This is a genomic window from Cupriavidus sp. 30B13, assembly GCF_049059565.2.
Lineage (GTDB): Bacteria > Pseudomonadota > Gammaproteobacteria > Burkholderiales > Burkholderiaceae > Cupriavidus.
The window spans coordinates 3,581,002-3,606,834 of sequence record NZ_CP188223.1 but is presented as its reverse complement, the minus strand read 5'-3'; the positions used below and the strand labels follow the sequence as shown (position 1 = coordinate 3,606,834).

Here is a 25,833-nt window from a genome sequence, read left to right as displayed (position 1 = left end):
TTATGCCCTTAAAGCGCGCGTTGGGCACACCTGCGCGACGATGTCACCGTTTTTTGATGCCACCGTTTTCGCGCACGCCGTCCGGGGCGCAGGCAGGAAGGTCGCCGCGGCGGCGCGGAAATCGCGTTGCCGCGCCAGGATTTTCCCGTGGGCGCCTCCAAACAAGACTAGCAACGTGGGTTCCCAGATTCCTTTGACGCAGCGCGCATCGCCATGGATTTCAGCCGCAGGTTCAGCCGCAACGCTGGCGCGGGCAGCGGGCCGGGTGCTGGCGGGCATGGCGGTGTCGTGTGCATTGCTGCAGCCGCTGCAGGCGCGCGAGGCGCCCGTGGCGGGCACGGGAACCATCCCGCTGCAGCAGTTGCCCAATGAAGCGCAATTGACGATGGAGCGTATCGAAGCGGGCGGCCCGTTTCCGTATGCCAAGGACGGCTCGAGATTCGGCAACTACGAGCGTGCCCTGCCGCAGAAGCCGCGCGATTATTACCGCGAATATACGGTGAAAACAAACAGCCGGAACCGGGGAGCCAGACGGATCGTATGTGGCGGTGATCGACGCGCCACCAACGACTGCTATTACACGGACGACCACTACAACAGTTTCAAACGGATAGCCAAATGATGACTGACATTTTCGGACTGGGCGACGCCCTTGCCGCCCGCGAAGAGCGCGGCGCCGGAGATGGCTGGCAGCGGGCGCAGACCCAGGCCCGGAATCTTTACGACAATGTGTTGATGATGCCTCGCAACGAGCTCTCGCACCAACCGCCGCTCGCACCTGTTCCCGCAGCTGGCACCGACGGTAGCAAAGAGGGAGCCATGAACCTGTTCAAGACGGTGCGTCCGAACATCGTCCAGTCGATCCGCGCGTTCCGCGTGCCCGAACTCGCCCAGGCGGCGGCCGAGCTTGGCCAGCATTTCCTGTACGCCAACTGCGCGCATTGCCAGAGCAAGGCCGAGGTGCTGGACACCATCGCCACCAGCTTCCTGTTCCCGAAGCATTTCGGCAAGAACTTCGACGCACTGGCCGACTGCCTGACCGACCTGATCCACAAGGCCGGCGCGCAGCCCGGTTTCGTGATCGTGCTCGAAGGCCTGCCGATCGCGCAGAAGTTCGACAAGGAAGGCCGCGAGGTCCTGCTCGACGTCTTCCGGGACGCCGCCGAGTTCTGGGCCGAGCGCAAGGTGCAGTTCCGCGTGTTCTACTCGTTCGCCTGAAGCCCGCCCGGACCGCGCGCCGGCCGTGACCGGCCAGCCATGACAAAGGCCCGCCTGAGCGGGCCTTTTGTTTTGCCTGTGCGCCGCAAGCGCCGGCGCGGCTTATGCGGCCGGCGGCACTTCGCCCGCGGGGGTGAGCTTGTCGATCAGCTCCGGCAATCCTTCGCTCAGGTGCGCGGCCACGTCGTCCGCCGACATGCCGGTGGAGCTGGCCAGCGATTCGAGCGCGCCGGAGCCGCCCAGCGCGCCGGCCAGTTGGGACGGCGAGACCGGCTGGTTGTCGCCGGTGCCGATCCACGACTTGACCTGCTCGCCCAGGCCGGCCTGGGCCAGGATTTCCTGCAGGGCGCCGATGCCCCCGGCCGCGGCGCCCAGCGCCGGCGCGCCGCCCGGCTGGCCCTGGCCGCCGAGCAGCCCGCCCAGCAGGCCGCCGAGCCCGCCCAGGTTGCCGAGGCTGCCCAGGTTGCCGAGGCTGCCCAGGCCGCCGCCGCCGGCCGGATCCTGCGGCGCGGCTTCGCCCGCGTCGCCGCCCTTGTGGCGCATCGCCAGCATGGCCAGCAGGCCCAGCGCCATCATCATCTTCGGACTCAGCCCGCCCGCGCCCGTTTCGCCGCTGCCGCGCTGCCCGAGCACCCCGCCCAGCACGCTATCGAGTAGTCCCATGATCGACTCCTTCGGTGAAATGCGGCACCGGACCCGGATGGCCCGCCGCCGTCAGAATCCGCCCAGCACCGCGTTGAGCGCGGCCAGGCAGGCAAGCCCTGCGGTCTCGGTACGCAAGATACGCGGCCCGAGCGACACCCCCGTGAAACCCGCGCGCAGCGCCGCCGCCTCTTCCTCCGGCGCCAGCCCGCCCTCGGGGCCGATCAGCAGCGTCACGCCGCCGTCCAGCAGGCCCTGCCGGTGTTCCGTGGCAAACGATACCAGCGATTGGCCGGCGCGCGGCGAGATCAGCAGGCGCGCGCCGGGGTCCGCGTCCGGCCCCGCCTGCCGCGCCAGCCAGGCGTCCAGCCCGGCCACCGGCGCGACCGCGGGCAGGCGGTTGCGCCCGCACTGCTCGCATGCCGCTTCCACCAGCGCCTGCCAGTGCGCATGGCGCTTCTGCGCGCGTTCGCCCGCCAGGCGCACCACCGAGCGCGCTGCCTGCAACGGCTGGATCGCGCCGACGCCCAGCTCCACCGCCTTCTCGATCAGCCAGTCCATCTTGTCGCCTCCGGCCAGGCCCTGCGCCAGCGTGACGCGGAACGGCAGCTCGGCCTCGGCCGGATCGCGCCCGCCGATGCGCGCCAGCGCATGGCGCTTGCCGATCTCGAGCAGCGTGGCGGCGTGGCTGCCGCCGCGGCCGTCGAACAGCGTGATGTCGTCGCCCGGATTGAGCCGCAGCACCTGCACGTGGCGCACCACGGCCTCCGGCAGCGTCATGTCGGTTTGCGCGGCCAGCGCGGCGTCGATGAAGAAACGAGGTGGCATCAGGCGCTTCCGTCCTTCTTTTCCAGCGGTTTGCCGAAGCCCCAGCGGTAGCCGTCGGGATCCTCGACCATGCAATAGCGGTCGCCCCAGAACTGGTCGGCGGGCGCCATCAGGCTGACCGCGCCGGCGGCGACGGCGCGCGCGTGCATGGCGTCCACGTCGTCGCAATACACATAGAAGGTCTGCGGGCATTCGACGCCGAGCGAGCGCGGCGTGCGCGCCGTGCTGCCCCAGGCGCCTTCGGGCGCGAACATCACCACCAGCTCGCCGCGGTAGTGCATCTCGGCGTGCGTGGGCACGCCGTTCTCGTCGACCACGTTCCCCGCGCTGAAGCCGAAGGCGCGGTGGTAGAAGTCGAGCGCGCGGCGCCCGTTGGACACCGTCAGGTAGGGGGTGAGCCAGGGCGTGTTGGCCGGTCTCGTCATGATCGTCTCCTGTCGTCTCCTGGTTGCCGAAAGCCGCGCCGCGCCTGCCTTGGCGGCGCGGCGCGCGGTGCGAACGAGCATCTTACGCGGGTGCGCCGGCGCTGTCGAAACGCGCGCGCGGGCGCGGGGGCAGGGCGCGCGCCACGCCGCCGGGCGCCCCCGCCGGGGGCCGGACTCCCCGTTTCCTTCTGGTAAAATCGCGCTTTTCCCGCCGCCAGGTTCCCGCCGCATGTCCCACCTCGCCCATCCCGCCGCCAGTCCGCACGCTTCGCAGCCCGTCCAACTCATGGCCAACGCCATCCGCGTCCTGGCCATGGACGCCGTCCAGCAGGCCAATTCAGGCCACCCCGGCATGCCGATGGGCATGGCGGACATCGCGGTGGCGCTGTGGGGCCGTCATCTGAAGCATAACCCGGCCAATCCCAAGTGGGCCGACCGCGACCGCTTCGTGCTGTCCAACGGCCACGGCTCGATGCTGCTCTACGCGCTGCTGCACCTGACCGGCTACGACCTGCCGGTCAGCGAGCTGAAGAACTTCCGCCAGTTGCACAGCAAGACCGCCGGCCACCCCGAATATGGCATCACGCCCGGTGTGGAAACCACCACCGGTCCGCTGGGCCAGGGCCTGACCAACGCGGTCGGCATGGCGCTGGCCGAGCGCCTGCTGGGCGAGGAATTCAACCGCCCCGGCTTCGACATCGTCGACCACCACACCTACGTGTTCCTCGGCGACGGCTGCCTGATGGAAGGCATCAGCCACGAGGCCTGCTCGCTGGCCGGCACGCTGCGCCTGAACAAGCTGGTCGCGCTGTGGGACGACAACGGCATTTCCATCGACGGCGACGTCGAGCACTGGTTCGGCGACGACACCCCCAAGCGTTTCGAAGCCTACGGCTGGAACGTGATCCGCGCGGTGGACGGCCATGACGCCGCCGCCGTCGACGCCGCCATCGCCGAGGCCAAGTCCAGCGACCGCCCGACCCTGATCTGCTGCCGCACCCTGATCGGCAAGGGCGCGCCCAACAAGGAAGGCGGCCACGATGTGCACGGCGCGCCGCTCGGCGGCGCGGAGATCCTGGCCACGCGCGAAGCGCTGGGCTGGGCCCATGCGCCGTTCGAAGTGCCCGCCGAAGTCTATGCGGCGTGGGACGCCAAGCCCCGTGGCGGCTCGCTGGAGAAGGCCTGGAACGCGCTGTTCGAAGCCTATGCCGAGCGTTTCCCGTACGAAGCCGGCGAATTCCAGCGCCGCATGCGCGGCGAGCTGCCGGGCGCGTTCGACGCCGCCGTCGATGCCTTCCTGGCCAAGTGCGAGGAAAAGGCCGAGACCATCGCCACCCGCAAGGCCAGCCAGAACACCATCGAGGCCTTCGGCCCGGTGCTGCCCGAGTTCCTCGGCGGCTCGGCCGATCTGACCGGCTCCAACCTGACCAACTGGTCGGGCAGCAAGGCGGTGCGCGTGGATGCCTGGGGCAACCACATCAACTACGGCGTGCGCGAGTTCGGCATGAGCGCCGTGATGAACGGCATCACGCTGCATGGCGGCTACATCCCTTACGGCGGCACCTTCCTGACCTTCTCGGACTACAGCCGCAACGCGCTGCGCATGGCCGCGCTGATGAAGATCCGCACGCTGTTCGTGTTCACCCACGACTCCATCGGCCTGGGCGAAGACGGCCCGACCCACCAGTCGATCGAGCACGTCGCCAGCCTGCGCCTGATCCCCAACATGGACGTGTGGCGCACCGCCGACACCACCGAGACCGCGGTCGCCTGGGCCCAGGCCGTGCGCCGCGAGAACGGCCCGAGCTGCCTGATCTTCAGCCGCCAGAACCTGCCGTTCCAGAAGCGCAGCGACGCCACCCGCGCCAATATCGCGCGCGGCGGCTACGTGCTGCGCGAAGGCAACGATCCCAAGACCGGCCTGCCGGACGCGGTGATCATCGCCACCGGCTCGGAAGTCGGCCTGGCCGTGGGCGCGGCCGAGCAGCTGGCCATCGACGGCGTGCACGTGCGCGTGGTCTCGGTGCCGGCAACGACCGTGTTCGACAAGCAGGACGCCGCCTACAAGGCCTCGGTGCTGCCGGCGGGCGTGCCGCGCGTGGCGGTCGAGGCCGGCGTCACCGATTTCTGGTGGAAGTACCAGGTCCAGGCGGTGGTCGGCATCGACACCTTCGGCGAATCGGCTCCGGCCGGCGTATTGTTCAAGCACTTCGGCTTCACGGTCGAGAACGTCGTGCGCACGGTGCGCGACACGCTGGCACGGTAATCCGCTCCCCGGGCGCGGCGGCGCTGGCCGCCCCGCTCCGGCAAACGCTTTTCTTGCATCCATCGATCGTCAGGCTACTCAGGAGATAAACATGACCATCAAGATCGGCATCAACGGCTTCGGCCGCATCGGGCGCATGGTGTTCCGCGCTGCCATCGCCAACTTCAAGGACCTCGAAGTGGTCGCCATCAACGACCTGCTCGAGCCCGACTACCTGGCGTACATGCTGAAGTACGACTCGGTGCACGGCCGCTTCGACGGCGAAGTGTCGGTCGACGGCAACACGCTGGTGGTCAACGGCAAGAAGATCCGCCTGACCGCGGTCAAGGACCCGGCCGAGCTGAAGTGGGGCGAGGTCGGCGCCGACGTGGTGGTCGAGTCCACCGGCATCTTCCTGACCAAGGAAGGCGCGCAGAAGCACATCGACGCGGGCGCGAAGAAGGTGATCATGTCGGCACCGTCCAAGGACGACACCCCGATGTTCGTGTACGGCGTGAACCACGAAACGTACAAGGGCGAGGCGATCGTCTCCAACGCCAGCTGTACCACCAACTGCCTGGCCCCGGTGGCCAAGGTGCTGAACGACAAGTGGGGCATCAAGCGCGGCCTGATGACCACCGTGCATGCCGCCACCGCCACCCAGAAGACCGTCGACGGCCCGTCCAACAAGGACTGGCGCGGCGGCCGCGGCATCCTGGAAAACATCATCCCGTCGAGCACCGGCGCCGCCAAGGCCGTGGGCGTGGTGATCCCCGAGCTGAACAAGAAGCTGACCGGCATGTCGTTCCGCGTGCCGACCTCCGACGTGTCGGTGGTCGACCTGACCGTCGAGCTGGACAAGCCCGCCACCTATGCCGAGATCTGCGCCGAAATGAAGGCGCAAAGCCAGGGCGCGCTCAAGGGCGTGCTGGGCTACACCGAGGACAAGGTCGTCGCCACGGACTTCCGCGGCGATGCGCGCACCTCGATCTTCGACGCCGAAGCCGGCATCGCGCTCGATTCGACCTTCATCAAGGTCGTGAGCTGGTACGACAACGAATGGGGCTATTCCAACAAGGTGCTGGAAATGGTCCGCGTGGTGGCCAAGTAAGGCTGCCGGGCTGCGCGCCGGCATGAGGCGCCGGGGGTCCCCGCGTGGGGATCCCGCTGCCATCGTGCCGGCAATTTCGGCAATTCCGGCCATCGGTCGCCCGGCGGGTGGGCGGCGCGTGGAATCCCTGTTCCACGCGCGGCTTTGCTCTTACACTGATAAAGTGCTGGAAATACTGATGTGCAGCCTATGCAAGTGACGCCAATGTCATTCGCGACCTCCAATCTAACCTGGGCGAGATCATGGTGAACGTGGATACCAAGCTTCTCGTGATTTTTACCGAGTTGCTGAGCAAGCGTAACGCGACCTATGTCGCGGAAAAGATGCACATGACCGCGCCCGCGGTATCGCATTCGCTGGGTCGCCTGCGCGAGATCTTCGACGATCCCCTCTTCATCCGCGTGCCGCACGGCCTCACGCCGACGCCGCGGGCCCTGGAACTGGGCCCCAAGATCCGCGACATGCTCGACCTGTGGTCCTCGATCAACGAGGGCGACGCCGACAATTTCGACCCCGCCGTGGCCACCGGCACGCTCAATATCGGCTTCGCGGCGGAACTGGGCGATACGGTGTTCAACCGCTTCATCCTGCGCATCAAGCAACTGGCGCCGGAACTGCATATCAAGCTGGTCGAGTCCCACTCGTGGGAATCGGACGTGGCCGCCATGCGCGGCAACGAGCTGGACCTGGCGTTCTCGCCGTTCCCGACCCGCCACCCCGAGATCGTGGAAGAGATGGTCACCTCGCTGAACCTCTGGGTTTGCGCGCGCAAGAACCATCCGGTGCTCAAGGGCACCTGCACGCTCGAGCAATATCTCGACTGCGGCCATATCTTCATGGCGCATTCGGGCGGCAGCGGCCGCCCGGCGCCATCGCTGATCCCGCTGGACTACGCGCTGCAGCAGCGCGGGCTCAAGCGCAACGCCACGCTGACCGTGCATTCGTGGCGCGCGCAGTCCGAGCTGGCGGCGCAGACCGACATGATCTTCACGGTCAATGCGCTGACCAAGGACATGGCCTGCGAGACCTACGGCCTCAAGGCCTTTCCGCTGCCGGCCGAGCTCAACACCACGCTGGGCCTGAACATGTTCTGGCACCGCAGCCGCAACACCCACCCGATGCTGGTGTGGGCGCGCGGGCTGTTCCGCCAGGTCGTGGGCGAATTCGTCGGCGTGCCGGCCGCCGCGCGCGGCCTGCATATCGTTGCCGAGCAGGACCGGCAGGAATCCTGAGCGCCGCCCCGGCGCGGCTTTGCGGGCAAAGAAAAACCGGCGCGTCGCGCCGGTTTTTTCATGATCGTGCGCGGCAATCCGCCTGCCGCCGGAGGCCGCCGTCAGCGTTTGGGGCGGAACTGGCAGTCGTGCTTGGTGCAGTTGCCATACAGCGACAGCGCATGCTCCTGCAGCGCGAAGCCGCGCTCGCTGGCGATGCTCTGCTGGCGCCGCTCGATTTCGGAATCGTAGAATTCCTCCACGCGGCCGCAGTCGATGCAGACCAGGTGGTCGTGGTGCTTGCCCTCGTTGAGCTCGAAGATGGCCTTGCCGGATTCGAAGTTGTTGCGCGAGAGCAGGCCCGCCTGCTCGAACTGGGTCAGCACGCGATAGACGGTTGCAAGGCCGATGTCCATCTGTTCGTTGAGCAGGATGCGGTAAACGTCTTCCGCACTCAGGTGGCGCTGCTCGCTGGTCTGGAAGATCTCGAGGATCTTCAGACGGGGTACGGTCGCTTTGAGACCGATGTTTTTGAGGTCCGCCGGACTCGGCATGGGCGTGACTCCCTAGAGTACAATGTCTGGATTATTGAATCATAAGGGTTTTGGCGGCAAAAGTCGCCTCGGCGGTTGCCTGGAGCGCCGCCGGCTGCCCCAGGCTGCGCCCGCGGTGATGCATCGCCCCAGCCGTCTCGCGGCAACGGCCGCGGGGGCCGGAACCGGCACTTTCCTCTCCCTTCTAGAAGCGAGATACATGCGTTCATTTCGTTCGTCCGCCATGCGTCCGACGCTGGTTACCTCTGTGCTGGCCGCTGCCATGCTGATGGCAGCGTGCTCCACTTACGACAATACGTCGCGCAAGCTCGCCAACGCGATCACGCCGTACCGTATCAATATCGTGCAAGGCAACTTCGTCTCGCGCGAGGCCGCGTCCCAGCTGCGCGAAGGGATGACGCGCGACCAGGTCAAGTTCCTGCTGGGCACGCCGCTGCTGACCGACGTCTTCCACGGCAACCGCTGGGATTACTTCTTCTCGTTCCGCCGCGGCAACACCCCGGTGGTGCAGCAGCGCCACTACACGGTCTTCTTCGACGGCGACAAGCTGGTCAAGTTCGGCGGCGACGAATTGCCGTCCGAATACGAGCTGATCGCGGAGATCGACGGCATGAAGGCGCTGCAGGCCAACCAGCGCCCGCTGCGCAGGGAAATCGACGCGGCCGCGGCGGCCTCGGCCGTGGGCGCGACGCCGCCGGCCGCGGGCGGCCCCGAGGCGGCCGCGCCGGCCCCGACGCCGGCCGCCGACGCCGCGCCCACGGCGGATGCCGCCGCAAGCCCCGCCGCCCCGGCGGGCACGGGCAGCGCCCCCGGCACCGCCGGCAGCCCGATCTCCGGCAAGCTGACCGAGGATTCCGCCTCGGCGCCCGTGGCCGGCCAGAACCCCGCCAACTGAGCGCTCCTCCGGGCCGCCACGCCCGGGATGCCGGCCGCCCGCGCGGCCGGCCTGTTTTTTTTCCGATAGCCGACAAGCCATGAATATCGCCATCGCAGGTGCCTCCGGCCGCATGGGCCGCATGCTGATCGAACACGTTCTCGCCACCGCCGGCGTGACCCTGACGGGCGCGCTGGATGTGCCTGGCGCGCCGGCCCTGGGCCAGGATGCCGGGCTGGTGCTCGGCCGCGCCACCGGCGTGACGATCACGTCCGACATCGAAGCGGCGCTGGCCGGCGCCGATTGCCTGATCGACTTCACCCGCCCCGAAGGCACGCTGGCGCACCTGGCCGTGGCCGAGCGGCTCGGCGTCAAGATGGTGATCGGCACCACCGGCTTCGACGACGCCGGCCGCGCCGCGCTGGCCGCGGCCGCCGAGCGCATCGGCGTGGTCTTCGCCGCCAACATGAGCGTGGGCGTGAACGCCACCTTCAAGCTGCTGGAGACCGCGGCGAAGCTGCTGTCCTCGGGCTATGACATCGAGGTGATCGAGGCCCACCACCGCCACAAGGTGGATGCGCCGTCCGGCACCGCGCTGGCGATGGGCGAAGTGGTGGCCAAGGCGCTCGGCCGCGACCTGAAGACCTGCGGCGTGTTCGCGCGCGAAGGCCACACCGGTCCGCGCGACCCCGGGTCGATCGGCTTTGCCACCGTGCGCGGCGGCGACATCGTCGGCGACCATACCGTGATGTTCGCCGGCATCGGCGAGCGCATCGAGATCACGCACAAGTCGTCGAGCCGCCAGTCCTACGCCGACGGCGCGGTGCGCGCGGCGCTGTTCCTGGCCGACAAGCCCACCGGGCTGTTCGACATGCAGGACGTGCTGGGCCTGAAGTAAGGGGCCGCGCCGCGCCGTCGGTGGCGACGGTTATAATCGGCACTTTCGGCATTCCAGCGCAGGCGGGCGCCGCAAGGCAGCCCGCCGCTTTTCTTTTCCACGCTTTCCGCCCGTCAACGCGCCTCGCCGTTGTCCTGAACATGCAAGACAAATACCTTCCCTCCGCCGTTGAACAAGCCGCCCAGCAACACTGGCAAGCCATCGATGCCTACCGCGTGTCGGAGCGGGCGACGCTGGCCGACGGCAGCGAGAAGCCCAAGTTCTATGCCTGCTCGATGCTGCCGTACCCGTCGGGCAAGCTGCACATGGGGCACGTGCGCAACTACACCATCAACGACGTGATGGCGCGCCACCTGCGCATGACGGGACACAACGTGCTGATGCCGATGGGCTGGGACGCGTTCGGCATGCCCGCCGAGAACGCCGCGCTCAACAACGGCGTGGCGCCGGCGGCCTGGACCTACGACAACATCGCTTACATGAAGAAGCAGATGCAGTCGATGGGCCTGGCCATCGACTGGTCGCGCGAGGTCGCCACCTGCAGCCCGGACTACTACCGCTGGAACCAGTGGCTGTTCCTCAAGATGCTGGAGAAGGGCATCGCCTACCGCAAGACCGGCACCGTGAACTGGGACCCGGTCGACCAGACCGTGCTGGCCAACGAGCAGGTCATCGACGGGCGCGGCTGGCGCTCGGGCGCGCTGGTGGAAAAGCGCGAAATCCCGATGTACTACCTGCGCATCACCGAGTACGCCGAGGAACTGCTGGGCGACCTCGACGGCCTCGGCTGGCCCGAGCGCGTCAAGATCATGCAGCAGAACTGGATCGGCAAGAGCGTGGGCGTGCGCTTCGCCTTCCCGCACGCCATCGCCGGCGACGACGGTGGGCTGATCGGCGACGGCAAGCTGTACGTGTTCACCACGCGCGCCGACACCATCATGGGCGTGACCTTCTGCGCGGTCGCCGCCGAGCACCCGCTGGCCACCCACGCGGCCGCCACCAACCCGGCGCTGGCCGCCTTCATCGACGAGTGCAAGCACGGCTCGGTGATGGAAGCCGACATGGCCACCATGGAAAAGAAGGGCATGCCCACCGGCCTGAAGGTGGTGCATCCGCTGACCGGCGAGCAGGTCGAGGTGTGGGTCGGCAACTACGTGCTGATGAGCTACGGCGACGGCGCCGTGATGGGCGTGCCCGCGCACGACGAGCGCGACTTCGCCTTCGCCAACAAGTACGGCCTGCCGATCCGGCAGGTGGTGGACGTCAAGGGCCAGCCGTTCTCCACCGAAGCCTGGCAGGAATGGTACGGCGACAAGGAGCACGGCACCTGCATCCACAGCGGCAAGTACGACGGCCTGGGCTACCAGGCCGCGGTGGAAGCCATCGCCGCCGACCTGGGCGCGAAGGGCCTGGGCGAGAAGAAGACCACCTGGCGCCTGCGCGACTGGGGCATCTCGCGCCAGCGCTACTGGGGCACGCCGATCCCGCTGATCCACTGCGAGGACTGCGGCGTGGTGCCGGTGCCCGAGCAGGACCTGCCGGTGGTGCTGCCCGAGGACCTGGTGCCGGACGGCACCGGCAACCCGCTGGCCAAGGACGCGCGCTTCCTCGCGTGCACCTGCCCGTCGTGCGGCAAGCCGGCGCGCCGCGAGACCGACACGATGGATACCTTCATCGACTCGTGCTGGTACTACATGCGCTACACCAGCCCGGACGCCGCCGCCATGGTCGATGGCCGCAACGATTACTGGATGCCGATGGACCAGTACATCGGCGGCATCGAGCACGCCATCCTGCACCTGCTGTACGCGCGCTTCTGGACCAAGGTCATGCGCGACATGGGCCTGGTCGGGTTCGGCGAGCCGTTCACCAACCTGCTCACCCAGGGCATGGTGCTCAACGACACCTATTACCGCGAGGACGCGGCCGGCAAGAAGACCTGGTACAACCCGGCCGAGGTGGACGTCAGCACCGACGAGCGCGGCCGCCCGCAGGGCGCCGTGCTCAAGGCCGACGGCCAGCCGGTGGTGATCGGCGGCGTGGAGAAGATGTCGAAGTCCAAGAACAACGGCATCGACCCGCAGGCGCTGATCGACCAGTACGGCGCCGATACCGCGCGCCTGTTCGTCATGTTCGCCGCGCCGCCCGAGCAGCAGCTCGAATGGAGCGGCTCGGGCGTGGAAGGCGCGTCGCGCTTCCTGCGCCGCGTGTGGAACTACGGCCATGCCAACGCCGCGGCGATCGCCGCGGCCGGCACCGGCGCGCAGTACGGCGACGGCGACGCCGCGCTGCGCCGCGAACTGCACGGCGTGCTCAAGCAGGCCAACTACGACTACCAGCGCATCCAGTACAACACGGTGGTGTCCGCCACCATGAAGATGCTCAACGCGCTGGAAGGCGCCAAGGCCGCCACCGCGGCCGCGCGCCGCGAAGGCTTCGGCATCCTGCTGCGCGTGCTGTATCCGGTGGTGCCGCACATCACCCACGGCCTGTGGCAGGAACTGGGCTACGCTGCGCAGTACGGCGACCTGCTCGACGCGCCGTGGCCGCAGGTGGACGAATCCGCGCTGGTGCAGAGCGAGCTCGAACTCGTGCTGCAGATCAACGGCAAGGTGCGCGGCAGCCTGACGGTGCCGGCCGATGCCGACCGCGCCGCCATCGAGGCCATGGCCGCCGCCAGCGAGACCGTTGCCAAGTTCGCCGGCGGCGCCGCGCCCAAGAAGATCGTGGTGGTGCCCGGGCGCCTCGTCAACGTGGTGCTGTAAGGCGCCGCCGCCCAGCCCCACGCCAAGCCCGTGACCAAGCCAAGGAGGGAGTTGCCCGGTATGGATCGACAGACGGACCGAGACACGGACCGACACGCGGACCGACACGCGGACCGAGCGCAGGACCGCCCCGCGCGGGGCCGGCGCAGGGTCCTGGCGGCGCTGCTGGCGGCCGGCCTGGTGGCCGGCTGCGGCTTTCACATGCGCGGCAACGCGGACTTCGCGTTCAAGAAGCTGTACCTGAGCATCCCCGCCAATTCGCTGATGGGCTCGGACCTGCGCCGCGCCATCCGCAACGGCTCGGATACCACCATCGTGGCCGATCCCAAGGAAGCCGACGCGCTGCTGGACGTGCTGCAGGACACCCGGACCAAGACGATCCTCTCGCTCACCACCGCCGGCGTGGTGCGCGAATACCGGCTGACCCAGCGCTTCACCTTCCGCCTGCGCGATGCCGGCGGCCAGGAGCTGATCGCGCCGTCGCAGCTGGTGCTCACGCGCGACCTGACCTACAACGAAGCCAACACGCTGGCCAAGGACTACGAAGAGCAGCAGCTCTACCGCGACATGCAGCGCGACATCGTGCAGCAGCTGATCCGCCGGCTGGCCTCGGTCAAGGCGATCTGAGCCGCCCCGGCATGCAGCTCAAGCTCGACGGACTCGACGCCCACCTGCGCCAGGCCAAGGCACGCGGGCTGGCGCCGCTCTACGTGGTGCACGGCGACGAGCACCTGCTGGTGCTGGAGGCGGTCGACCGGCTGCGCCAGGCCGCGCGCGAGGCCGGCTTCAGCGAGCGCGAGGTGCTTTCCGCCGAGCGCGGCTTCAACTGGGGCCAGGTGGTCCAGGCGCAACAATCGATGTCGCTGTTCGGCGACCGCAAGATCGTCGAGCTGCGCATTCCCTCCGGCAAGCCCGGCAAGGACGGCGGCGAAGCGCTGCGCGCGGTGGCGGCCCAGCCGTCGCCGGACGTGCTGATGCTGGTCACGCTGCCGCGCCTGGATTTCGCCACGGCCAAGTCGGCATGGTTCCAGGCGCTCGAAGGCGCCGGCGTTTCCCTCAAGATCGACGCGGTCGACCGCACCCGCCTGCCGGCCTGGGTGGGCGAGCGACTGGCGCTGCAGCAGCAGCGCGTGGAGCCGGGCGAGCCGGGCCGGCGCGCGCTGCAGTTCGTCGCCGACAAGGTCGAAGGCAACCTGCTGGCCGCCCACCAGGAAATCCAGAAGCTCGGCCTGCTCTACCCGGCCGGCGTGCTGACCTTCGAGCAGGTGCACGATGCCGTGCTCAACGTGGCGCGCTACGACGTCTTCAAGCTCTCCGAAGCCATGCTCGGCGGCGACGTGCCGCGCCTGGTGCGCATGCTCGAAGGGCTGCGCGGCGAGGGCCAGGCCACGGTGCTGGTGCTGTGGGCGCTGACCGAGGAAATTCGCGTATTATCCAAGGTCCGGCAAGGATTGGCCGCCGGCAAGCCGGTCGGCGTGCTGACCCGCGAGCTGCGCATCTGGGGACCGCGCGAAAAGCTGGTGCCGCAGGCAGCGCAGCGGCTGTCGCTGCCGCAGCTCGAAAGCGCGCTGGCGATGGCCGCCAGGCTGGACCGGCAGGTCAAGGGCCTGCGCGCCGAGGGCATGCCGGCCGAGCCGTGGGACGGCCTGCTGCAGCTGGCGCTGCTCGTGGCCAGGCCCGGACAGGCAGACCCGGCCCGGTAGGTCCGGCCGGGCAGGTCCGGCGCGCCACGGCCCTGCCACGATCCTTTCACGCCTTGCCGGCAAAATACACGCGGCAAAATACACGCATTGAGGGCCGCGCTTCGCCGGCCAGGACTATGAACGAGCTCGATCTCAAGCAATACATGGAACGCGTCGGCCAGCAGGCCCGCGCCGCCTCGCGCGCCATGGCGCGCGCCTCCACCGCCGACAAGAACCGCGCGCTGCTGACCATCGCCGCCGCGATCCGCCGCGACGCCGCGAACCTCAAGGCGGTCAACGCGCGCGACGTCGAGCGCGCCCGCGCCAACGGCCAGGACGCCGCCTTCATCGACCGCCTCACGCTGTCGGACAAGGCCATCGCGACCATGGCCGCGGGCCTGGAGCAGATCGCCGCGCTGGCCGACCCGATCGGCGAGATCAGCAACATGAAGTTCCGCCCCACCGGCATCCAGGTGGGCCAGATGCGCGTGCCGCTGGGCGTGATCGGCATCATCTACGAATCGCGTCCCAACGTGACCATCGACGCGGCCGCGCTGTGCCTGAAGTCCGGCAACGCCACCATCCTGCGCGGCGGCTCCGAGGCGATCGAGTCCAACACCGCGCTGGCCGCGCTGGTGGCCGAGGGCCTGGCCGCGGCCGGCCTGCCGCAGCAGGCCGTGCAGGTGATCGAGACCACCGACCGCGCCGCCGTCGGCCGCCTCGTCACCATGACCGAATACGTCGACGTGATCGTGCCGCGCGGCGGCAAGAGCCTGATCGCGCGCCTGATGGAAGAAGCGCGCGTGCCGATGATCAAGCACCTCGACGGCATCTGCCACGTCTACATCGACACCGATGCCGACCTCGACAAGGCCGTGCGCGTGTGCGACAACGCCAAGACCCAGCGCTACGCCCCCTGCAACACCATGGAGACGCTGCTGGTCGCCGCCGGCGTGGCTGCCGCCGCGCTGCCGCCGCTGTGCCGCATCTACCAGGAGAAGGGTGTGGAGCTGCGCGTGTGCGCCGCCACCCGCGCCACGCTGGAAGCCGCCGGCTTTACCGGGCTGGTCGACGCCACCGAGGCGGACTGGCGCCTGGAATACCTGGCGCCGGTACTGGCGATCCGCACCGTGGCCGGGCTGGACGAAGCCATCGCGCACATCAACACCTATGGCTCGGCGCATACCGATTCCATCATCACCGAGAACTACACCGCCGGCATGCGCTTCCTGCGCGAGGTGGACTCGGCCAGCGTGATGATCAATGCCTCGACGCGCTTCGCCGACGGCTTCGAGTATGGCCTGGGCGCCGAGATCGGCATCTCCAACGACAAGCTGCACGCACGCGGCCCGGTCGGGCTGGAAGGCCTGACCTCGCTCAAGTACGTGGTGTTCGGGCACGGCGAGATCCGTACCTAAGTAGGGGGGGCAATGCTCACAAAGCTCAGTGTCAGTGGTTTTAAGAGTCTAGATGACGTTACCGTACATTTCGGTCCTTTTACGTGTATCGCTGGGCAAAATGGTGCGGGCAAGTCAAATCTCTTTGACGTCATCTTGTTTTTGAGCGATCTCACTCGGATGCCGATTATGGACGCCGCGAGACGCGTGCGTGATCGGAGTGAGAAGCCAGGGGGGCCCATCGCCTCGATCTTCACCCGCACTAGGGATGGAATGCGGGACACCATGGCGATCGCGGCGGAATTTATTGTGCCAGGCTCAGTCGTCGATGATTTCAATCAGCGCGCAGAGCCAAGCGTTGCATTGCTTCGCTATGAACTAGAACTCAGATTTACGCCGACCGATGAGGTGGAATCAGAGAGAATTTTGCTGGTCAAAGAAGCTCTTCGATATATTCCCAAAAGTGAATTTCGTGGTGCCCTTTTTCCAACATCGGGTATGTTCTGGGACTCAGTGAAAGGCGGGACGAAGACTTCGCCATTTATTTCAACTAGCGAGGACAAGGATAGCATTTTTGTTCACCAAGATGGAAATGGTAAGAGTGGTCGCCCAGAGCGATTCTCTGCCTTAGGCGCTCGTAGAACGGTTCTAAGTACCATTTCTTCCGTTGATCGTCCGACTGCTTTTGCGGCAAGAAGAGAGATGGAGTCTTGGGTGCTGCTTCAACTAGAGCCGAGCGCACTCCGAAAAGAGGACGAGTTTTCGACGCCTAGCGATGTGAAAGTATCTCCCACCGGGGCTCATATGCCTGCCACCCTTAGGCGGCTGGGGGCAGACGGGTTGATAGCAAGTCGTCTTTCCGAGTTACTCCCAGACGTCGGTGAGTTGTCCGTTGATATTGATGAGCGGCGCCAGACCAAAACGTTGGTGATGACAAATAAAGATGGCATTAGTTTCCCGGCAAAGGCATTGTCAGATGGGACTCTTCGATTCCTTGCCCTAGCGATCATGCATGCGGATCGTGATGCCGGTGGCGTTATTTGTCTGGAAGAGCCGGAAAATGGGATTCATCCATCCAGAGTGAGCGCGATGACAAGACTGCTTCGAGATATGGCGGTCGATCCTCAGGAGGCGGTAGGTGATGACAATCCATTGAGACAAGTCATTATCAATACCCATTCTCCGCTTGTTGTACAAAGTTTACGCACGGCGGATCTCGTGGTATGTGGCAGCTATCGGCAAGATGGTGCGACCTACACGGATTTCAGCTTCGTTGCGGAAACTTGGCGTGCAGCCCTTATGCCCGATCATCATCCGACGTCCCTAGGCACACTTGTAGCATATCTTAGTAAACCGGAAGAGGCTGACTGGTCTCAAAGCGAAACGGTTCGCCAGCGTCTGGAAACTCAATTGACGTTGCCCTTGAGGGAGATTGCCCATTGACGACTGTCCGCTACACTTTATTAGCCGATGGCACATCAGATGGTGCATTGATGGCGCCGCTTCAGTGGCTAATTGAAAACCATTTTCCAGCCTTGCGGACAGTCCCTCAGTTTGCTCAGCACGATCTTCCGGCAGGTGATGGGCTGAGAGCGCGAGTGGAAGAGGCTGTTCGAGCTTACCCATGTGAGGTGCTTTTTGTCCACCGTGATGCAGAGCGTCTTTCCTATGAAGATCGTTTGCTGGAAATAGAGACTGCGACAAAGGAATGCGTGCAACACTGGGTCCCTATTGTGCCTGTGAGAATGACGGAAGCTTGGTTACTGGGTAGCGAAAGAGCGATCCGGGCTGCGGCGGGAAATCCGAATGGGCGAGAGAAGTTGCGACTTCCTCTCGCAGGGGATTGGGAGCGCCTTTCAGATCCAAAGGAGGAGCTGTTTGACGCAATTCGTGTGGCTAGCGGCTTAAAGGGGCGAAGACTGGCAGGCCTTCCCGTTAGGCGCATTCGCGCTTTGGTGGCTGAGAAAACCCCCGATTTTGAACATCTAAGAGTATTGCCATCCTTCAGGGAACTGGAAAAATCTCTCATCACTACTTTCGCTCGTTTTAGATAATCGATGCTCTGGGTCAAAGCGCTGCACATCGTCTTCGTCGTCTCCTGGTTCGCCGGCCTGTTCTACCTGCCGCGCATCTTCGTCAATCTCGCCATGGAGACCGACCCCGCCGGCGTGCAGCGGCTGCTGCTGATGGCGCGCAAGCTCTATCGCTTCATGACCATGCTGGCGGTGCCGGCGCTGGCGTTCGGCCTGTGGCTCTATCTCGGCTACGGCATCGGGCGCGGCCCGGGCCAGGGCTGGATGCACGCCAAGCTGGCGCTGGTGCTGGTGCTGATCGGCTATCACCACGGCTGCGGGGTGCTGCTGAAGAAGTTCGAAGGCGGGCGCAACACGCGTTCGCACACCTTCTACCGCTGGTTCAACGAACTGCCGGTGCTGGTGCTGCTGGCGGTGGTGATCCTGGTGGTGGTCAAGCCGTTCTGATCCGAGACGCGCGTGGCCCGGCGTTTTCCCTTATCGTTTCCGCTCGGTTCCGCTTCCCCGCTTTCGCCATCGCTCCCTTAGCCCCCTTAGCCCCTTCGCCCCTTGGCGATTTCCCCCGTTTCCCCACCGTCCCAAGCGCCGTTGTCTCGCGCCCCCCGTTCAGAGGACATGATGAGCAAGCAGGTCGACTACTATCTTTCCCCGCAATCGCCTTTCGTCTACCTAGGGCATGCACGCTTCACCGCGCTGGCGGCGAAGTACGGCGTGCAGGTCAATCTCAAGCCCTGCGACCTGGGCAAGGTGTTCTCGGTGTCGGGCGGCCTGCCGCTGGCGCAGCGCCCGCCGCAGCGCCAGGCCTACCGGCTGGTGGAGCTGGCGCGCTGGAGCGAGTTCCTGGGCCTGCCGCTCAATCCGCACCCGACCTATTTCCCGGTTTCCGGCGACGCCGCCGCCAGGCTGATCATCGCCGTGCAGCTCGCGCAGGGCACCGCGCGCGCCATGGAACTGATCGGGGTGATCGGCCGCGCGCTGTGGGCCGAGCAGCGCAACATCGCCGACGCCGCCACGCTGACCCAGCTGGCCGACGGCATCGGCCTGGACGGCGCGGCCATGCTCAAGGCCAGCGAGGCCCAGGCGGTGCAGGCGGACTACGCCCGGCACACCCAGGATGCGGTTTCGGCCGGCGCCTTCGGCGCGCCGTGGTTCGTCTACGAGGGCCAGCCCTACTGGGGCCAGGACCGGCTGGACTTCCTCGAGCGCGCCTTCGCGGCTGGCTGAAGCCCCGCGGCGCGGTACACTGCGCGCTATCTGACCCCGTCCGCCGCGGCGGACGTTTTTGTTTGCAGGAAATCCCAAGCCATGTCCCAAGCCTTCTTTGCCCCTTGCCCGCGCGGCCTCGAAAGCGCGCTCGCCGAAGAGCTGCGTGAAATCGCAGCCCGGCCCGGCATGGCCACGCTCGCGCCGTTCCAGGTCCATCGCGAGATGCCGGGCGGCGTCACGTTCTCGGGCGAGATGGTGGCGGCCTATGCGGTGAACCTGCATTCGCGCATCGCCAGCCGCGTGCTGATGCGCGTGGCCGCGCGCGGCTACCGCCGCGAGGACGATATCTACGATCTCGCCCGCGGCCAGCGCTGGGAACAGTGGTTCTCGCCGGACGAGACGCTGCGTGTGGATGTGACGGCACACCGCTCGCCGCTGCAGAGCCTGAACTTCGTCGGCCTGCGTGTGAAGGACGGCGTGTGCGACGCCATGCGCGAGCGCCTCGGCGCGCGTCCCAGCGTGGACACCGTCAGCCCCGACGTGCGCATTTATGCGCACCTGACCGAGCACGACGTCACGCTCTACCTCGACACCTCGGGCGAGCCGCTGTTCAAGCGCGGCTGGCGCATGGAAAAGGGCGAGGCGCCGCTCAAGGAAAACCTGGCGGCGGGCATCCTGCGGCTGGCCGGCTGGGTGCCGGGCCAGACCGAACAACCGTTCTACGACCCGATGTGCGGCAGCGGCACCTTCCTGGTGGAAGCCACCCAGGTGGCGCTGGGCCTGGCGCCGGGCGCGGGCCGCAGCTTCGCCTTCGAATGGCTCAAGGGCGCCGACACGCGCGGCTGGCAGGCGCTGAAAGCCGCCGCGCAGGCCGACGCCGAGGCCGCGCGCCAGCGCGCCGCGGCCGATCCGCTGGAGATCGCCGGCAGCGACATTTCCACCGACCTGCTGTCGATGACCGAGGCCAACTGGCAGCGCGCCGGCCTGCCGGGCGAGCCGCGCCTGAAGCAGGTGGACGCGCGCTTCGCGCAGCCGCCGTTCGCCGCACCCGGCATGCTGCTGATGAACCCGCCCTACGGCGAGCGCATCGCGGTGCGCGGCGAGCGCCGCCGCCCGCAGGACGAGGCGCCCGGCGACGGCGTCGAGGACGAGGCCGCCAACCAGTTCGCCAGCGCCTTCGCCACCACGCTCAAGCAGAACTTTGCCGGCTGGCAGGTGTGGGTCTTCACCGGCGACCTCGGCCTGCCGCGCCGGCTGCGGCTCAAGGAATCGCGCCGCACGCCGCTCTACAACGGCAATATCGAGTGCCGCCTGTTCCGTTTCGACATGGTGCGCGGCGGCAACCGCGGCAACCACGGCGCGACGACGCCGTCCTGACGGCAGGCAAGGAACCAGAGGGAAGGGAAGCGCAGGGAGGCCCGGGCGGGTTCCCGCCGGGCGCCGCTCAGCGGCGCCCGGTGATGCGCTCGGGCTGCCGGCCGAAGTCCTGCAGGAAGTCCTGGAAGCTGACGATGGGCTCCTGCAGCAGGTGGCGCGGCAGGTCGAACAGCGCGTAGAAATAATCCTCGCGGCCCACGCAGTGCTCGGCGGGCAGGCAGTATTGCTCCCAGTCGATGCAGGCCGGCGTGTACATGCCGTTGCCGGGCCAGAAGAAAGGCACGATGCGGCCCTCGCGCAGGCCTTCGATCAGTGCCGCGGGCGCGTCGTAGGCCTCGGCGGATTCCACCTGGCTCATCAGCCCCGCGCGCGTCTCGATCACCATCAGCGTGGCGTGGCCCTGCGCCGTCAGCATCAGGATGCCGGCCGGGTTGGGATAGAGGTAGTACTCCACGAAGCCGTAGCGCGCGGTGATCTGGCGCACGCGGTCGCAGATCACCGGGTCCGACAGGAAGGAAAACGAGTGGCGCGTGAGCAGGTCGCGCAGCGTGCGCGACAGCGTGGCGAAGTATTGCTGCTGGAGCGCGTCGATCTCCTGGTCCAGCCGCTCCACCATGTTGCTGTCGTGCTTCTTGACGTAGCGGTCGATCAGGCCGTGGTTGAAGCCCTGCACCGCAATGCCCTCGTCGGCGGTGCCGGTCAGCAGGATGGTCTTGCACGGCAGGTCCTGCAGCGCCTGGCAGAACTCCAGCCCGTTCATCTGCGGCATCGAATAGTCCACCACGATCACGCCCGGCTGCACGTAGCGGTTGATGTCGTGGATCTGCCGGTAGATGCGGTCGATGTCGAGCTGCACGGTGCGCCGCTCGGTCAGGAAGGTCAGGTCGTCGTGGGTCACGCGCACCGGCAGGAAGCCGGTGAAGCGCGTGTAGGTATCGCGCACCCACTGCAGCGCCTCGCGCGGGTCGGTGAACGTGACCACCGGGCGCGCCGGGTCCATCTGGAACGCCAGGCTGTCGATGAACGATTTGCTGTCGTCGACGAGCACCGTCAGGATCGGGTGATGGAAGACCGACAGATTCCTGTCCTGGGGGTTGAATGTCATGTTGCGTTCGGCTTGGGTGTCTCTCGGACGGGTGTCTCTCGGACACTTCGGGCGGGTGGATCGGCGCGGCCGGTGCCGATGCGGCGGCGCCGGCGGCGGATCGGTCCGCGTGCACACCGTGGCCGAAGACCGGAACCAGTATAGCGCGCCCGCGCACCCGCGCAACCGGGGCGCGGCGGGGTGGAAGGAGGGGAGGGGCGCCGGCGGGCGGAAAACGGCGCCCGGCCCGCGCCGGGCGCCCTGGCGGGCTTACTCGATGGCCTTGCCCATGTCCTCGACCACCTTCTTGGCGTCGCCGAACACCATCATGGTCTTGTCCATGTAGAACAGCTCGTTGTCCAGGCCGGCGTAGCCGGCCGCCATCGAGCGCTTGTTCACGATGATGGTCTTGGCCTTGTACGCTTCCAGGATCGGCATGCCGGCGATCGGCGAGTTGGGGTCGGTCTTGGCGGCCGGGTTGACCACGTCGTTGGCGCCCAGCACCAGCACCACGTCGGCCTGGCCGAACTCGCTGTTGATGTCCTCCATCTCGAACACCTGGTCGTAGGGCACCTCGGCCTCGGCCAGCAGCACGTTCATGTGGCCCGGCATGCGGCCCGCCACCGGGTGGATGGCGTACTTCACGGTCACGCCCTTCTCCACCAGCTTCTCGGTCAGTTCCTTGAGCGCGTGCTGCGCGCGCGCCACCGCCAGGCCGTAGCCGGGCACGACGATCACGGTTTCGGCATTGCTCATCAGGAAGGCCGCGTCGTCGGCCGAGCCGGACTTGACGTTGCGCTGCTGCTGCGCGCCCGCCGCGCCGCCCGCGGCCGCGCCGCCGAAGCCGCCCAGCAGCACGTTGAAGAACGAGCGGTTCATCGCCCGGCACATGATGTACGAGAGGATCGCGCCCGAGGACCCCACCAGCGAGCCGGCGATGATCAGCATCGGGTTGTTCAGCGAGAAGCCGATGCCCGCCGCCGCCCAGCCCGAATACGAGTTCAGCATCGACACCACCACCGGCATGTCGGCGCCGCCGATCGGGATGATGATCAGCACGCCCAGCACGAAGGCGATCGCCAGCATCACCAGGAAGGGCAGCCAGCTCTGCGACAGGAAGAAGGTCACGCCGAAGCCGACCATCGCCACCGCCAGCAGCAGGTTCAGCCAGTGCTGGCCGGCGAACGACACCGGCGCGCCCTGGAACAGGCGGAACTTGTAGCGCCCGGCCAGCTTGCCGAAGGCGATCACCGAGCCCGAGAACGTGATGGCGCCGACGAAGCAGCCGATGAACAGCTCGATGCGGTTGCCCATCGGGATCTCGTGCGAACCGGCCGGCGTGATGCCGAAGGCGGCCGGCTCGGCCACCGCGGCCACCGCGATGAAGACCGCCGCCAGGCCGATCAGCGAGTGCATCGCCGCGACCAGCTCGGGCATCTTGGTCATCTCGACCTTCTTCGCCACGTAGGCGCCGATGCCGCCGCCCACCACCAGCGCGCCCAGGATCAGCGCCAGCCCTTCGCCCACCGGCGACTGGCCCGCGCCGACCGCGAGGAATTCGTTCTTGAGCTTGACGATGAGCGCCAGCGTGGTCAGCGCCGCGATCACCATGCCGGTCATGCCGAAGGCATTGCCGCGCCGCGCGGTGCTCGGGTGCGAGAGTCCCTTGAGCGCCTGGATGAAGCAGACCGAGGCGAGCAGGTAGAGCAGGGTGACGAGGTTCATGCTCATTTGCCGTGCTCCTTGGCCGCGCCGTCGGCCTTTGCCCTGGGTTCCTTCTTCTTGAACATCTCCAGCATGCGCTGGGTCACCAGGAAGCCCCCGAACACGTTGACCGCGGCCAGCGCCACGGCCAGCGTGCCCATGGTGCGGCCCACCAGGCCCTCGGTCAGGCCGGCGGCCAGCATGGCGCCGACGATGATGATGGCCGAGATCGCGTTGGTCACGGCCATCAGCGGGGTGTGCAGGGCCGGCGTCACCGTCCAGACCACGTGGTAGCCCACGTAGATCGCCAGCACGAAGATGATCAGGTTGATCACCGTGTGGTTCACCATTTCCATCGCCTACTCCTCCGTTGCTTGAATGCCCTGAATGCCGTTGCGCGCGGTTGTCCCGTGTTCTTCTGCCTGGCCCGGCGCACCTGGCCGTGCCGACCGATGCTGCGCTTGCTTCTCGCATGCGTGCCGCCGTTGCCGGCGACGCGCGAAGTCCGTGCCGATGGACGGCCGGACGGCTCCTCCCGGCTGGCCCGCGGGAAGCGGACCGGGGGGCCGGGAGCCGCTTACACCTTCTTGATTTCCTTGATGCCGTTGTTGTCGTCCACCAGGATGACCTTGGGCTTGTAGGTGGCGATTTCCTCGTCGCTCATCGGCGCGTAGGTGCAGATGATGAGATGGTCGCCGAGGTGCGCGCGCCGCGCGGCCGCGCCGTTGAGCGAGATCTCGCCGGTGCCGCGCGCGCCCTTGATGATGTAGGTGGAGAAACGCTCGCCGTTGTTGACGTTGTACAGCTCGATCTTCTCGAACTCCTTCATGTCGGCCGCGTCGAGCAGGTCCTCGTCGATGCCGCATGAGCCCTCGTAGTGGAGGTCCGCCTGCGTCACGGTGACACGATGGAGCTTGGCGCGGAGCATGATGCGTTGCATGGGTGATACGTCCTTGGTTTGTTGCCGTGTGAGCCCGGGGGCAAGCCCGCGGGCCGCCGGGAAAGGGGCCGGTGCGCGTGCGCCGGCCGTGCCGGCGGATGCCGCGGCGCGCAGGCGCGCCGGGAACCGCCTGGCGCCATTCTAAGGCTGGCCGGCCGCCACCGGCGCCGCCGGCGCGCTTTCAGCTGGCGCCGCGGATGACCTGGCCGTCCTTGCACATCAGGCAGGCCGCCACGATGTCGTCCTCGAGGTTCAGCGTGAACTGGCCGTCCTTGTCGATGACGAGCTTGAGGAAGTCGAGCACGTTGCGCGCGTAGAGCGCCGAGGCATCGGCCGCCACCATGCTGGCCAGGTTGGTATGGCCGACCAGCGTGACGCCGTGGCGCTCCACCACTTCGTCGGCCACCGTGAGCGGGCAGTTGCCGCCCTGCGCCGCGGCCAGGTCGACCACCACCGAGCCCGGCTTCATGGCCTGCACGGTTTCTTCCCTGAGCAGCACCGGAGCCTGGCGGCCCGGGATCAGCGCGGTGGTGATGACGATGTCGGCGGCCTTGGCGCGCTCGTGCACCAGCTCGGCCTGGCGGCGCATCCAGTCCGGCGGCATCGGCCGCGCGTAACCGCCCACGCCCTGCGCGATCTCGCGCTCTTCGTCGGTGACGAACGGCACGTCGAGGAACTTGGCGCCCAGCGATTCGATCTGTTCCTTCACCGCGGGCCGCACGTCGGAGGCCTCGATCACCGCGCCGAGCCGCTTGGCGGTGGCGATGGCCTGCAGCCCGGCCACGCCCGCGCCGAGGATCAGCACGCGCGCGGCCTTGACGGTGCCGGCGGCGGTCATCAGCATCGGCATGAAGCGCTGGTAATGGTGGGCGGCGACCAGCACCGCCTTGTAGCCGGCGATATTGGCTTGCGAGGAGAGCACGTCCATGCTCTGCGCGCGCGTGGTGCGCGGCGCGGCTTCGAGCGCGAAGGCGGTGAGCGTGGCGCGCGCCATGCGCGCGTTGTTGTCGGCGTCGAAGGGATTGAGCATGCCGACCAGCGCGGCGCCCGGCTTCATCAGCGCGAGCTCGGCATCGTCCGGCGCGCGCACCTTGAGCACCAGTTGCGCGCCCAGCGCCTGGGCCGCGGTGCCGATGGTGGCGCCGACCGCCTCGTAGGCCACGTCGGGCTGGCTGGCGCGCACGCCGGCGCCCGACTGCACGATGACCTGATGGCCCTGCGCGACGTACTTCTTGACCGTCTCGGGGGTGGCGGCGACGCGGGTCTCACCCGCCCGCGTCTCCTGCGGGATGCCGATGTGCATCGTCAATTTCTCCTTTTGATGGCGTCTTCGAGGCGCTGTCAAAATGATCCTGGCGATGCGGCGCGGCAAGGCTGGGTGCCTGTCCGGAACCGCATCGTTTCAGTTTCATTCCGACAATGCCACTGCTCTGTCCCGCTCGGCCTGGCCTGGCTCGGCTGTGCCGCGGGGCGGACGTCCCGGACCCTGTGCCGCGCCGGGTCCCTTGTGTTCCGCCGCGCGCGGCCGGAGCCGGGCGCGGCGCACAATTTTTCCGCAGCTTACAGGAAACTGACGGTCCGTGGTGACCGGCCGTTCGGCTTTTGCGCAACAAGGCCGGACCGCGCATGACCGCCATCC

General features: G+C 67.4%; 25 protein-coding genes. 16 read left to right on the top strand and 9 right to left on the bottom strand.

What is annotated here, in order from left to right:
• The first annotated feature begins 193 nt into the window (after positions 1-193).
• Positions 194-622: a ribonuclease gene (locus ACKI2N_RS16540; RefSeq protein WP_420993713.1), complete on the top strand. Its 429-nt coding sequence runs from the start codon at positions 194-196 to the stop codon at positions 620-622.
• A complete protein-coding gene (locus ACKI2N_RS16535) occupies positions 619-1,218 on the top strand; it encodes a barstar family protein (protein WP_029044427.1) in 600 nt (199 codons plus the stop codon). The genes ACKI2N_RS16540 and ACKI2N_RS16535 overlap by 4 nt, the downstream gene beginning before the upstream one ends.
• 102 nt (positions 1,219-1,320) lie before the next feature.
• On the opposite strand, the gene ACKI2N_RS16530 is transcribed toward ACKI2N_RS16535, so the two are convergent.
• Genes ACKI2N_RS16530 through ACKI2N_RS16520 form a run of 3 tightly spaced genes read right to left on the bottom strand, consistent with a single transcriptional unit; the run spans position 1,321 to position 3,113 of the window.
• Positions 1,321-1,881 carry a YidB family protein gene (locus tag ACKI2N_RS16530; protein ID WP_420993474.1) on the bottom strand — a complete coding sequence of 187 codons (561 nt, stop codon included), beginning with the start codon at positions 1,879-1,881 and terminating at the stop codon, positions 1,321-1,323.
• Positions 1,882-1,932: 51 nt separating this feature from the next.
• Positions 1,933-2,688, bottom strand: coding sequence for a 16S rRNA (uracil(1498)-N(3))-methyltransferase (locus ACKI2N_RS16525; RefSeq protein WP_420993475.1), 756 nt, complete (start codon positions 2,686-2,688; stop codon positions 1,933-1,935).
• Positions 2,688-3,113, bottom strand: a complete 426-nt coding sequence (locus ACKI2N_RS16520; protein ID WP_420993476.1) for a VOC family protein — start codon at positions 3,111-3,113, stop codon at positions 2,688-2,690. Before ACKI2N_RS16520 ends, ACKI2N_RS16525 begins: the two co-directional genes overlap by 1 nt.
• Positions 3,114-3,342: 229 nt before the next feature.
• Here ACKI2N_RS16520 and tkt point away from each other — a divergent pair, with 229 nt between their 5' ends.
• From tkt to ACKI2N_RS16505, 3 genes are all read left to right on the top strand, one after another.
• Complete coding sequence (gene tkt, locus ACKI2N_RS16515; protein WP_420993477.1) at positions 3,343-5,379, top strand: transketolase; 2,037 nt, start codon at positions 3,343-3,345, stop codon at positions 5,377-5,379.
• A gap of 91 nt (positions 5,380-5,470) precedes the next feature.
• Positions 5,471-6,469, top strand: coding sequence for a type I glyceraldehyde-3-phosphate dehydrogenase (gene gap, locus ACKI2N_RS16510; protein WP_420993478.1), 999 nt, complete (start codon positions 5,471-5,473; stop codon positions 6,467-6,469).
• A gap of 242 nt (positions 6,470-6,711) precedes the next feature.
• Positions 6,712-7,701: a LysR family transcriptional regulator gene (locus ACKI2N_RS16505; RefSeq protein ID WP_420993479.1), complete on the top strand. Its 990-nt coding sequence runs from the start codon at positions 6,712-6,714 to the stop codon at positions 7,699-7,701.
• 101 nt (positions 7,702-7,802) lie between these two features.
• Here ACKI2N_RS16505 and fur read toward each other — a convergent pair whose 3' ends face one another.
• The gene (gene fur, locus ACKI2N_RS16500; RefSeq protein ID WP_420993480.1) at positions 7,803-8,234 is read right to left on the bottom strand and encodes a ferric iron uptake transcriptional regulator; all 432 of its coding nucleotides are present in this window, start codon (positions 8,232-8,234) and stop codon (positions 7,803-7,805) included.
• Positions 8,235-8,433: 199 nt separating this feature from the next.
• Between fur and ACKI2N_RS16495 the strand changes: the two genes are divergently transcribed.
• The 11 genes from ACKI2N_RS16495 (at position 8,434) to ACKI2N_RS16445 (ending at position 20,466) form a co-directional block, all read left to right on the top strand.
• The gene (locus ACKI2N_RS16495) at positions 8,434-9,129 is read left to right on the top strand and encodes an outer membrane protein assembly factor BamE (protein WP_426989984.1); all 696 of its coding nucleotides are present in this window, start codon (positions 8,434-8,436) and stop codon (positions 9,127-9,129) included.
• Between the two features lie 79 nt (positions 9,130-9,208).
• The gene (gene dapB / locus ACKI2N_RS16490) at positions 9,209-10,006 is read left to right on the top strand and encodes a 4-hydroxy-tetrahydrodipicolinate reductase (RefSeq protein WP_420993482.1); all 798 of its coding nucleotides are present in this window, start codon (positions 9,209-9,211) and stop codon (positions 10,004-10,006) included.
• A 140-nt stretch (positions 10,007-10,146) separates the two neighbouring features.
• Positions 10,147-12,771: a leucine--tRNA ligase gene (leuS, locus tag ACKI2N_RS16485; RefSeq protein ID WP_420993483.1), complete on the top strand. Its 2,625-nt coding sequence runs from the start codon at positions 10,147-10,149 to the stop codon at positions 12,769-12,771.
• A 153-nt stretch (positions 12,772-12,924) separates the two neighbouring features.
• Positions 12,925-13,398 carry an LPS assembly lipoprotein LptE gene (lptE, locus tag ACKI2N_RS16480; protein WP_420993714.1) on the top strand — a complete coding sequence of 158 codons (474 nt, stop codon included), beginning with the start codon at positions 12,925-12,927 and terminating at the stop codon, positions 13,396-13,398.
• A gap of 11 nt (positions 13,399-13,409) precedes the next feature.
• A complete protein-coding gene (gene holA / locus ACKI2N_RS16475; protein WP_420993484.1) occupies positions 13,410-14,474 on the top strand; it encodes a DNA polymerase III subunit delta in 1,065 nt (354 codons plus the stop codon).
• Positions 14,475-14,590: 116 nt separating this feature from the next.
• Positions 14,591-15,871 (top strand): glutamate-5-semialdehyde dehydrogenase, encoded by a 1,281-nt coding sequence (locus tag ACKI2N_RS16470; protein ID WP_420993485.1) that lies wholly within the window; start codon positions 14,591-14,593, stop codon positions 15,869-15,871.
• Between the two features lie 12 nt (positions 15,872-15,883).
• Entirely contained in the window at positions 15,884-17,293 is a 1,410-nt protein-coding gene (locus ACKI2N_RS16465) for an AAA family ATPase (RefSeq protein ID WP_420993486.1), read from the top strand.
• Positions 17,290-17,904 (top strand): hypothetical protein, encoded by a 615-nt coding sequence (locus ACKI2N_RS16460; protein ID WP_420993487.1) that lies wholly within the window; start codon positions 17,290-17,292, stop codon positions 17,902-17,904. Before ACKI2N_RS16465 ends, ACKI2N_RS16460 begins: the two co-directional genes overlap by 4 nt.
• Positions 17,905-17,907: 3 nt before the next feature.
• A complete protein-coding gene (locus tag ACKI2N_RS16455) occupies positions 17,908-18,330 on the top strand; it encodes a CopD family protein (RefSeq protein ID WP_420993488.1) in 423 nt (140 codons plus the stop codon).
• A gap of 171 nt (positions 18,331-18,501) precedes the next feature.
• Positions 18,502-19,107: a 2-hydroxychromene-2-carboxylate isomerase gene (locus ACKI2N_RS16450; protein WP_420993715.1), complete on the top strand. Its 606-nt coding sequence runs from the start codon at positions 18,502-18,504 to the stop codon at positions 19,105-19,107.
• 81 nt (positions 19,108-19,188) lie between these two features.
• Positions 19,189-20,466, top strand: a complete 1,278-nt coding sequence (locus ACKI2N_RS16445; RefSeq protein ID WP_420993489.1) for a THUMP domain-containing class I SAM-dependent RNA methyltransferase — start codon at positions 19,189-19,191, stop codon at positions 20,464-20,466.
• A 67-nt stretch (positions 20,467-20,533) separates the two neighbouring features.
• Here the strand turns inward: ACKI2N_RS16445 and ACKI2N_RS16440 are convergent, their stop codons facing one another.
• From ACKI2N_RS16440 to ACKI2N_RS16420, 5 genes are all read right to left on the bottom strand, one after another.
• Complete coding sequence (locus tag ACKI2N_RS16440; RefSeq protein ID WP_420993490.1) at positions 20,534-21,571, bottom strand: response regulator; 1,038 nt, start codon at positions 21,569-21,571, stop codon at positions 20,534-20,536.
• Between the two features lie 249 nt (positions 21,572-21,820).
• The gene (locus ACKI2N_RS16435) at positions 21,821-23,281 is read right to left on the bottom strand and encodes an NAD(P)(+) transhydrogenase (Re/Si-specific) subunit beta (protein ID WP_420993491.1); all 1,461 of its coding nucleotides are present in this window, start codon (positions 23,279-23,281) and stop codon (positions 21,821-21,823) included.
• Entirely contained in the window at positions 23,278-23,610 is a 333-nt protein-coding gene (locus ACKI2N_RS16430) for an NAD(P) transhydrogenase subunit alpha (protein ID WP_420993492.1), read from the bottom strand. Before ACKI2N_RS16430 ends, ACKI2N_RS16435 begins: the two co-directional genes overlap by 4 nt.
• A gap of 221 nt (positions 23,611-23,831) precedes the next feature.
• Entirely contained in the window at positions 23,832-24,194 is a 363-nt protein-coding gene (gene panD / locus ACKI2N_RS16425; protein WP_420993493.1) for an aspartate 1-decarboxylase, read from the bottom strand.
• A 181-nt stretch (positions 24,195-24,375) separates the two neighbouring features.
• On the bottom strand, positions 24,376-25,497 hold the full coding sequence (locus ACKI2N_RS16420; protein WP_420993494.1) for a Re/Si-specific NAD(P)(+) transhydrogenase subunit alpha: 1,122 nt from the start codon (positions 25,495-25,497) through the stop codon (positions 24,376-24,378).
• Positions 25,498-25,833 lie beyond the last annotated feature (336 nt).

What these genes read in the sequence shown, in the direction of transcription:
- ACKI2N_RS16535 (WP_029044427.1), top strand. Translation starts at nt 619, where the DNA reads ATGATGACTGACATTTTCGGACTGGGCGACGCCCTTGCCGCCCGCGAA.
- ACKI2N_RS16530 (WP_420993474.1), bottom strand. Translation starts at nt 1,881, where the DNA reads ATGGGACTACTCGATAGCGTGCTGGGCGGGGTGCTCGGGCAGCGCGGC.
- ACKI2N_RS16525 (WP_420993475.1), bottom strand. Translation starts at nt 2,688, where the DNA reads ATGCCACCTCGTTTCTTCATCGACGCCGCGCTGGCCGCGCAAACCGAC.
- ACKI2N_RS16520 (WP_420993476.1), bottom strand. Translation starts at nt 3,113, where the DNA reads ATGACGAGACCGGCCAACACGCCCTGGCTCACCCCCTACCTGACGGTG.
- tkt (WP_420993477.1), top strand. Translation starts at nt 3,343, where the DNA reads ATGTCCCACCTCGCCCATCCCGCCGCCAGTCCGCACGCTTCGCAGCCC.
- gap (WP_420993478.1), top strand. Translation starts at nt 5,471, where the DNA reads ATGACCATCAAGATCGGCATCAACGGCTTCGGCCGCATCGGGCGCATG.
- ACKI2N_RS16505 (WP_420993479.1), top strand. Translation starts at nt 6,712, where the DNA reads ATGGTGAACGTGGATACCAAGCTTCTCGTGATTTTTACCGAGTTGCTG.
- fur (WP_420993480.1), bottom strand. Translation starts at nt 8,234, where the DNA reads ATGCCGAGTCCGGCGGACCTCAAAAACATCGGTCTCAAAGCGACCGTA.
- ACKI2N_RS16495 (WP_426989984.1), top strand. Translation starts at nt 8,434, where the DNA reads ATGCGTTCATTTCGTTCGTCCGCCATGCGTCCGACGCTGGTTACCTCT.
- dapB (WP_420993482.1), top strand. Translation starts at nt 9,209, where the DNA reads ATGAATATCGCCATCGCAGGTGCCTCCGGCCGCATGGGCCGCATGCTG.
- leuS (WP_420993483.1), top strand. Translation starts at nt 10,147, where the DNA reads ATGCAAGACAAATACCTTCCCTCCGCCGTTGAACAAGCCGCCCAGCAA.
- holA (WP_420993484.1), top strand. Translation starts at nt 13,410, where the DNA reads ATGCAGCTCAAGCTCGACGGACTCGACGCCCACCTGCGCCAGGCCAAG.
- ACKI2N_RS16470 (WP_420993485.1), top strand. Translation starts at nt 14,591, where the DNA reads ATGAACGAGCTCGATCTCAAGCAATACATGGAACGCGTCGGCCAGCAG.
- ACKI2N_RS16465 (WP_420993486.1), top strand. Translation starts at nt 15,884, where the DNA reads ATGCTCACAAAGCTCAGTGTCAGTGGTTTTAAGAGTCTAGATGACGTT.
- ACKI2N_RS16455 (WP_420993488.1), top strand. Translation starts at nt 17,908, where the DNA reads ATGCTCTGGGTCAAAGCGCTGCACATCGTCTTCGTCGTCTCCTGGTTC.
- ACKI2N_RS16450 (WP_420993715.1), top strand. Translation starts at nt 18,502, where the DNA reads ATGAGCAAGCAGGTCGACTACTATCTTTCCCCGCAATCGCCTTTCGTC.
- ACKI2N_RS16445 (WP_420993489.1), top strand. Translation starts at nt 19,189, where the DNA reads ATGTCCCAAGCCTTCTTTGCCCCTTGCCCGCGCGGCCTCGAAAGCGCG.
- ACKI2N_RS16440 (WP_420993490.1), bottom strand. Translation starts at nt 21,571, where the DNA reads ATGACATTCAACCCCCAGGACAGGAATCTGTCGGTCTTCCATCACCCG.
- ACKI2N_RS16435 (WP_420993491.1), bottom strand. Translation starts at nt 23,281, where the DNA reads ATGAGCATGAACCTCGTCACCCTGCTCTACCTGCTCGCCTCGGTCTGC.
- ACKI2N_RS16430 (WP_420993492.1), bottom strand. Translation starts at nt 23,610, where the DNA reads ATGGAAATGGTGAACCACACGGTGATCAACCTGATCATCTTCGTGCTG.
- panD (WP_420993493.1), bottom strand. Translation starts at nt 24,194, where the DNA reads ATGCAACGCATCATGCTCCGCGCCAAGCTCCATCGTGTCACCGTGACG.
- ACKI2N_RS16420 (WP_420993494.1), bottom strand. Translation starts at nt 25,497, where the DNA reads ATGCACATCGGCATCCCGCAGGAGACGCGGGCGGGTGAGACCCGCGTC.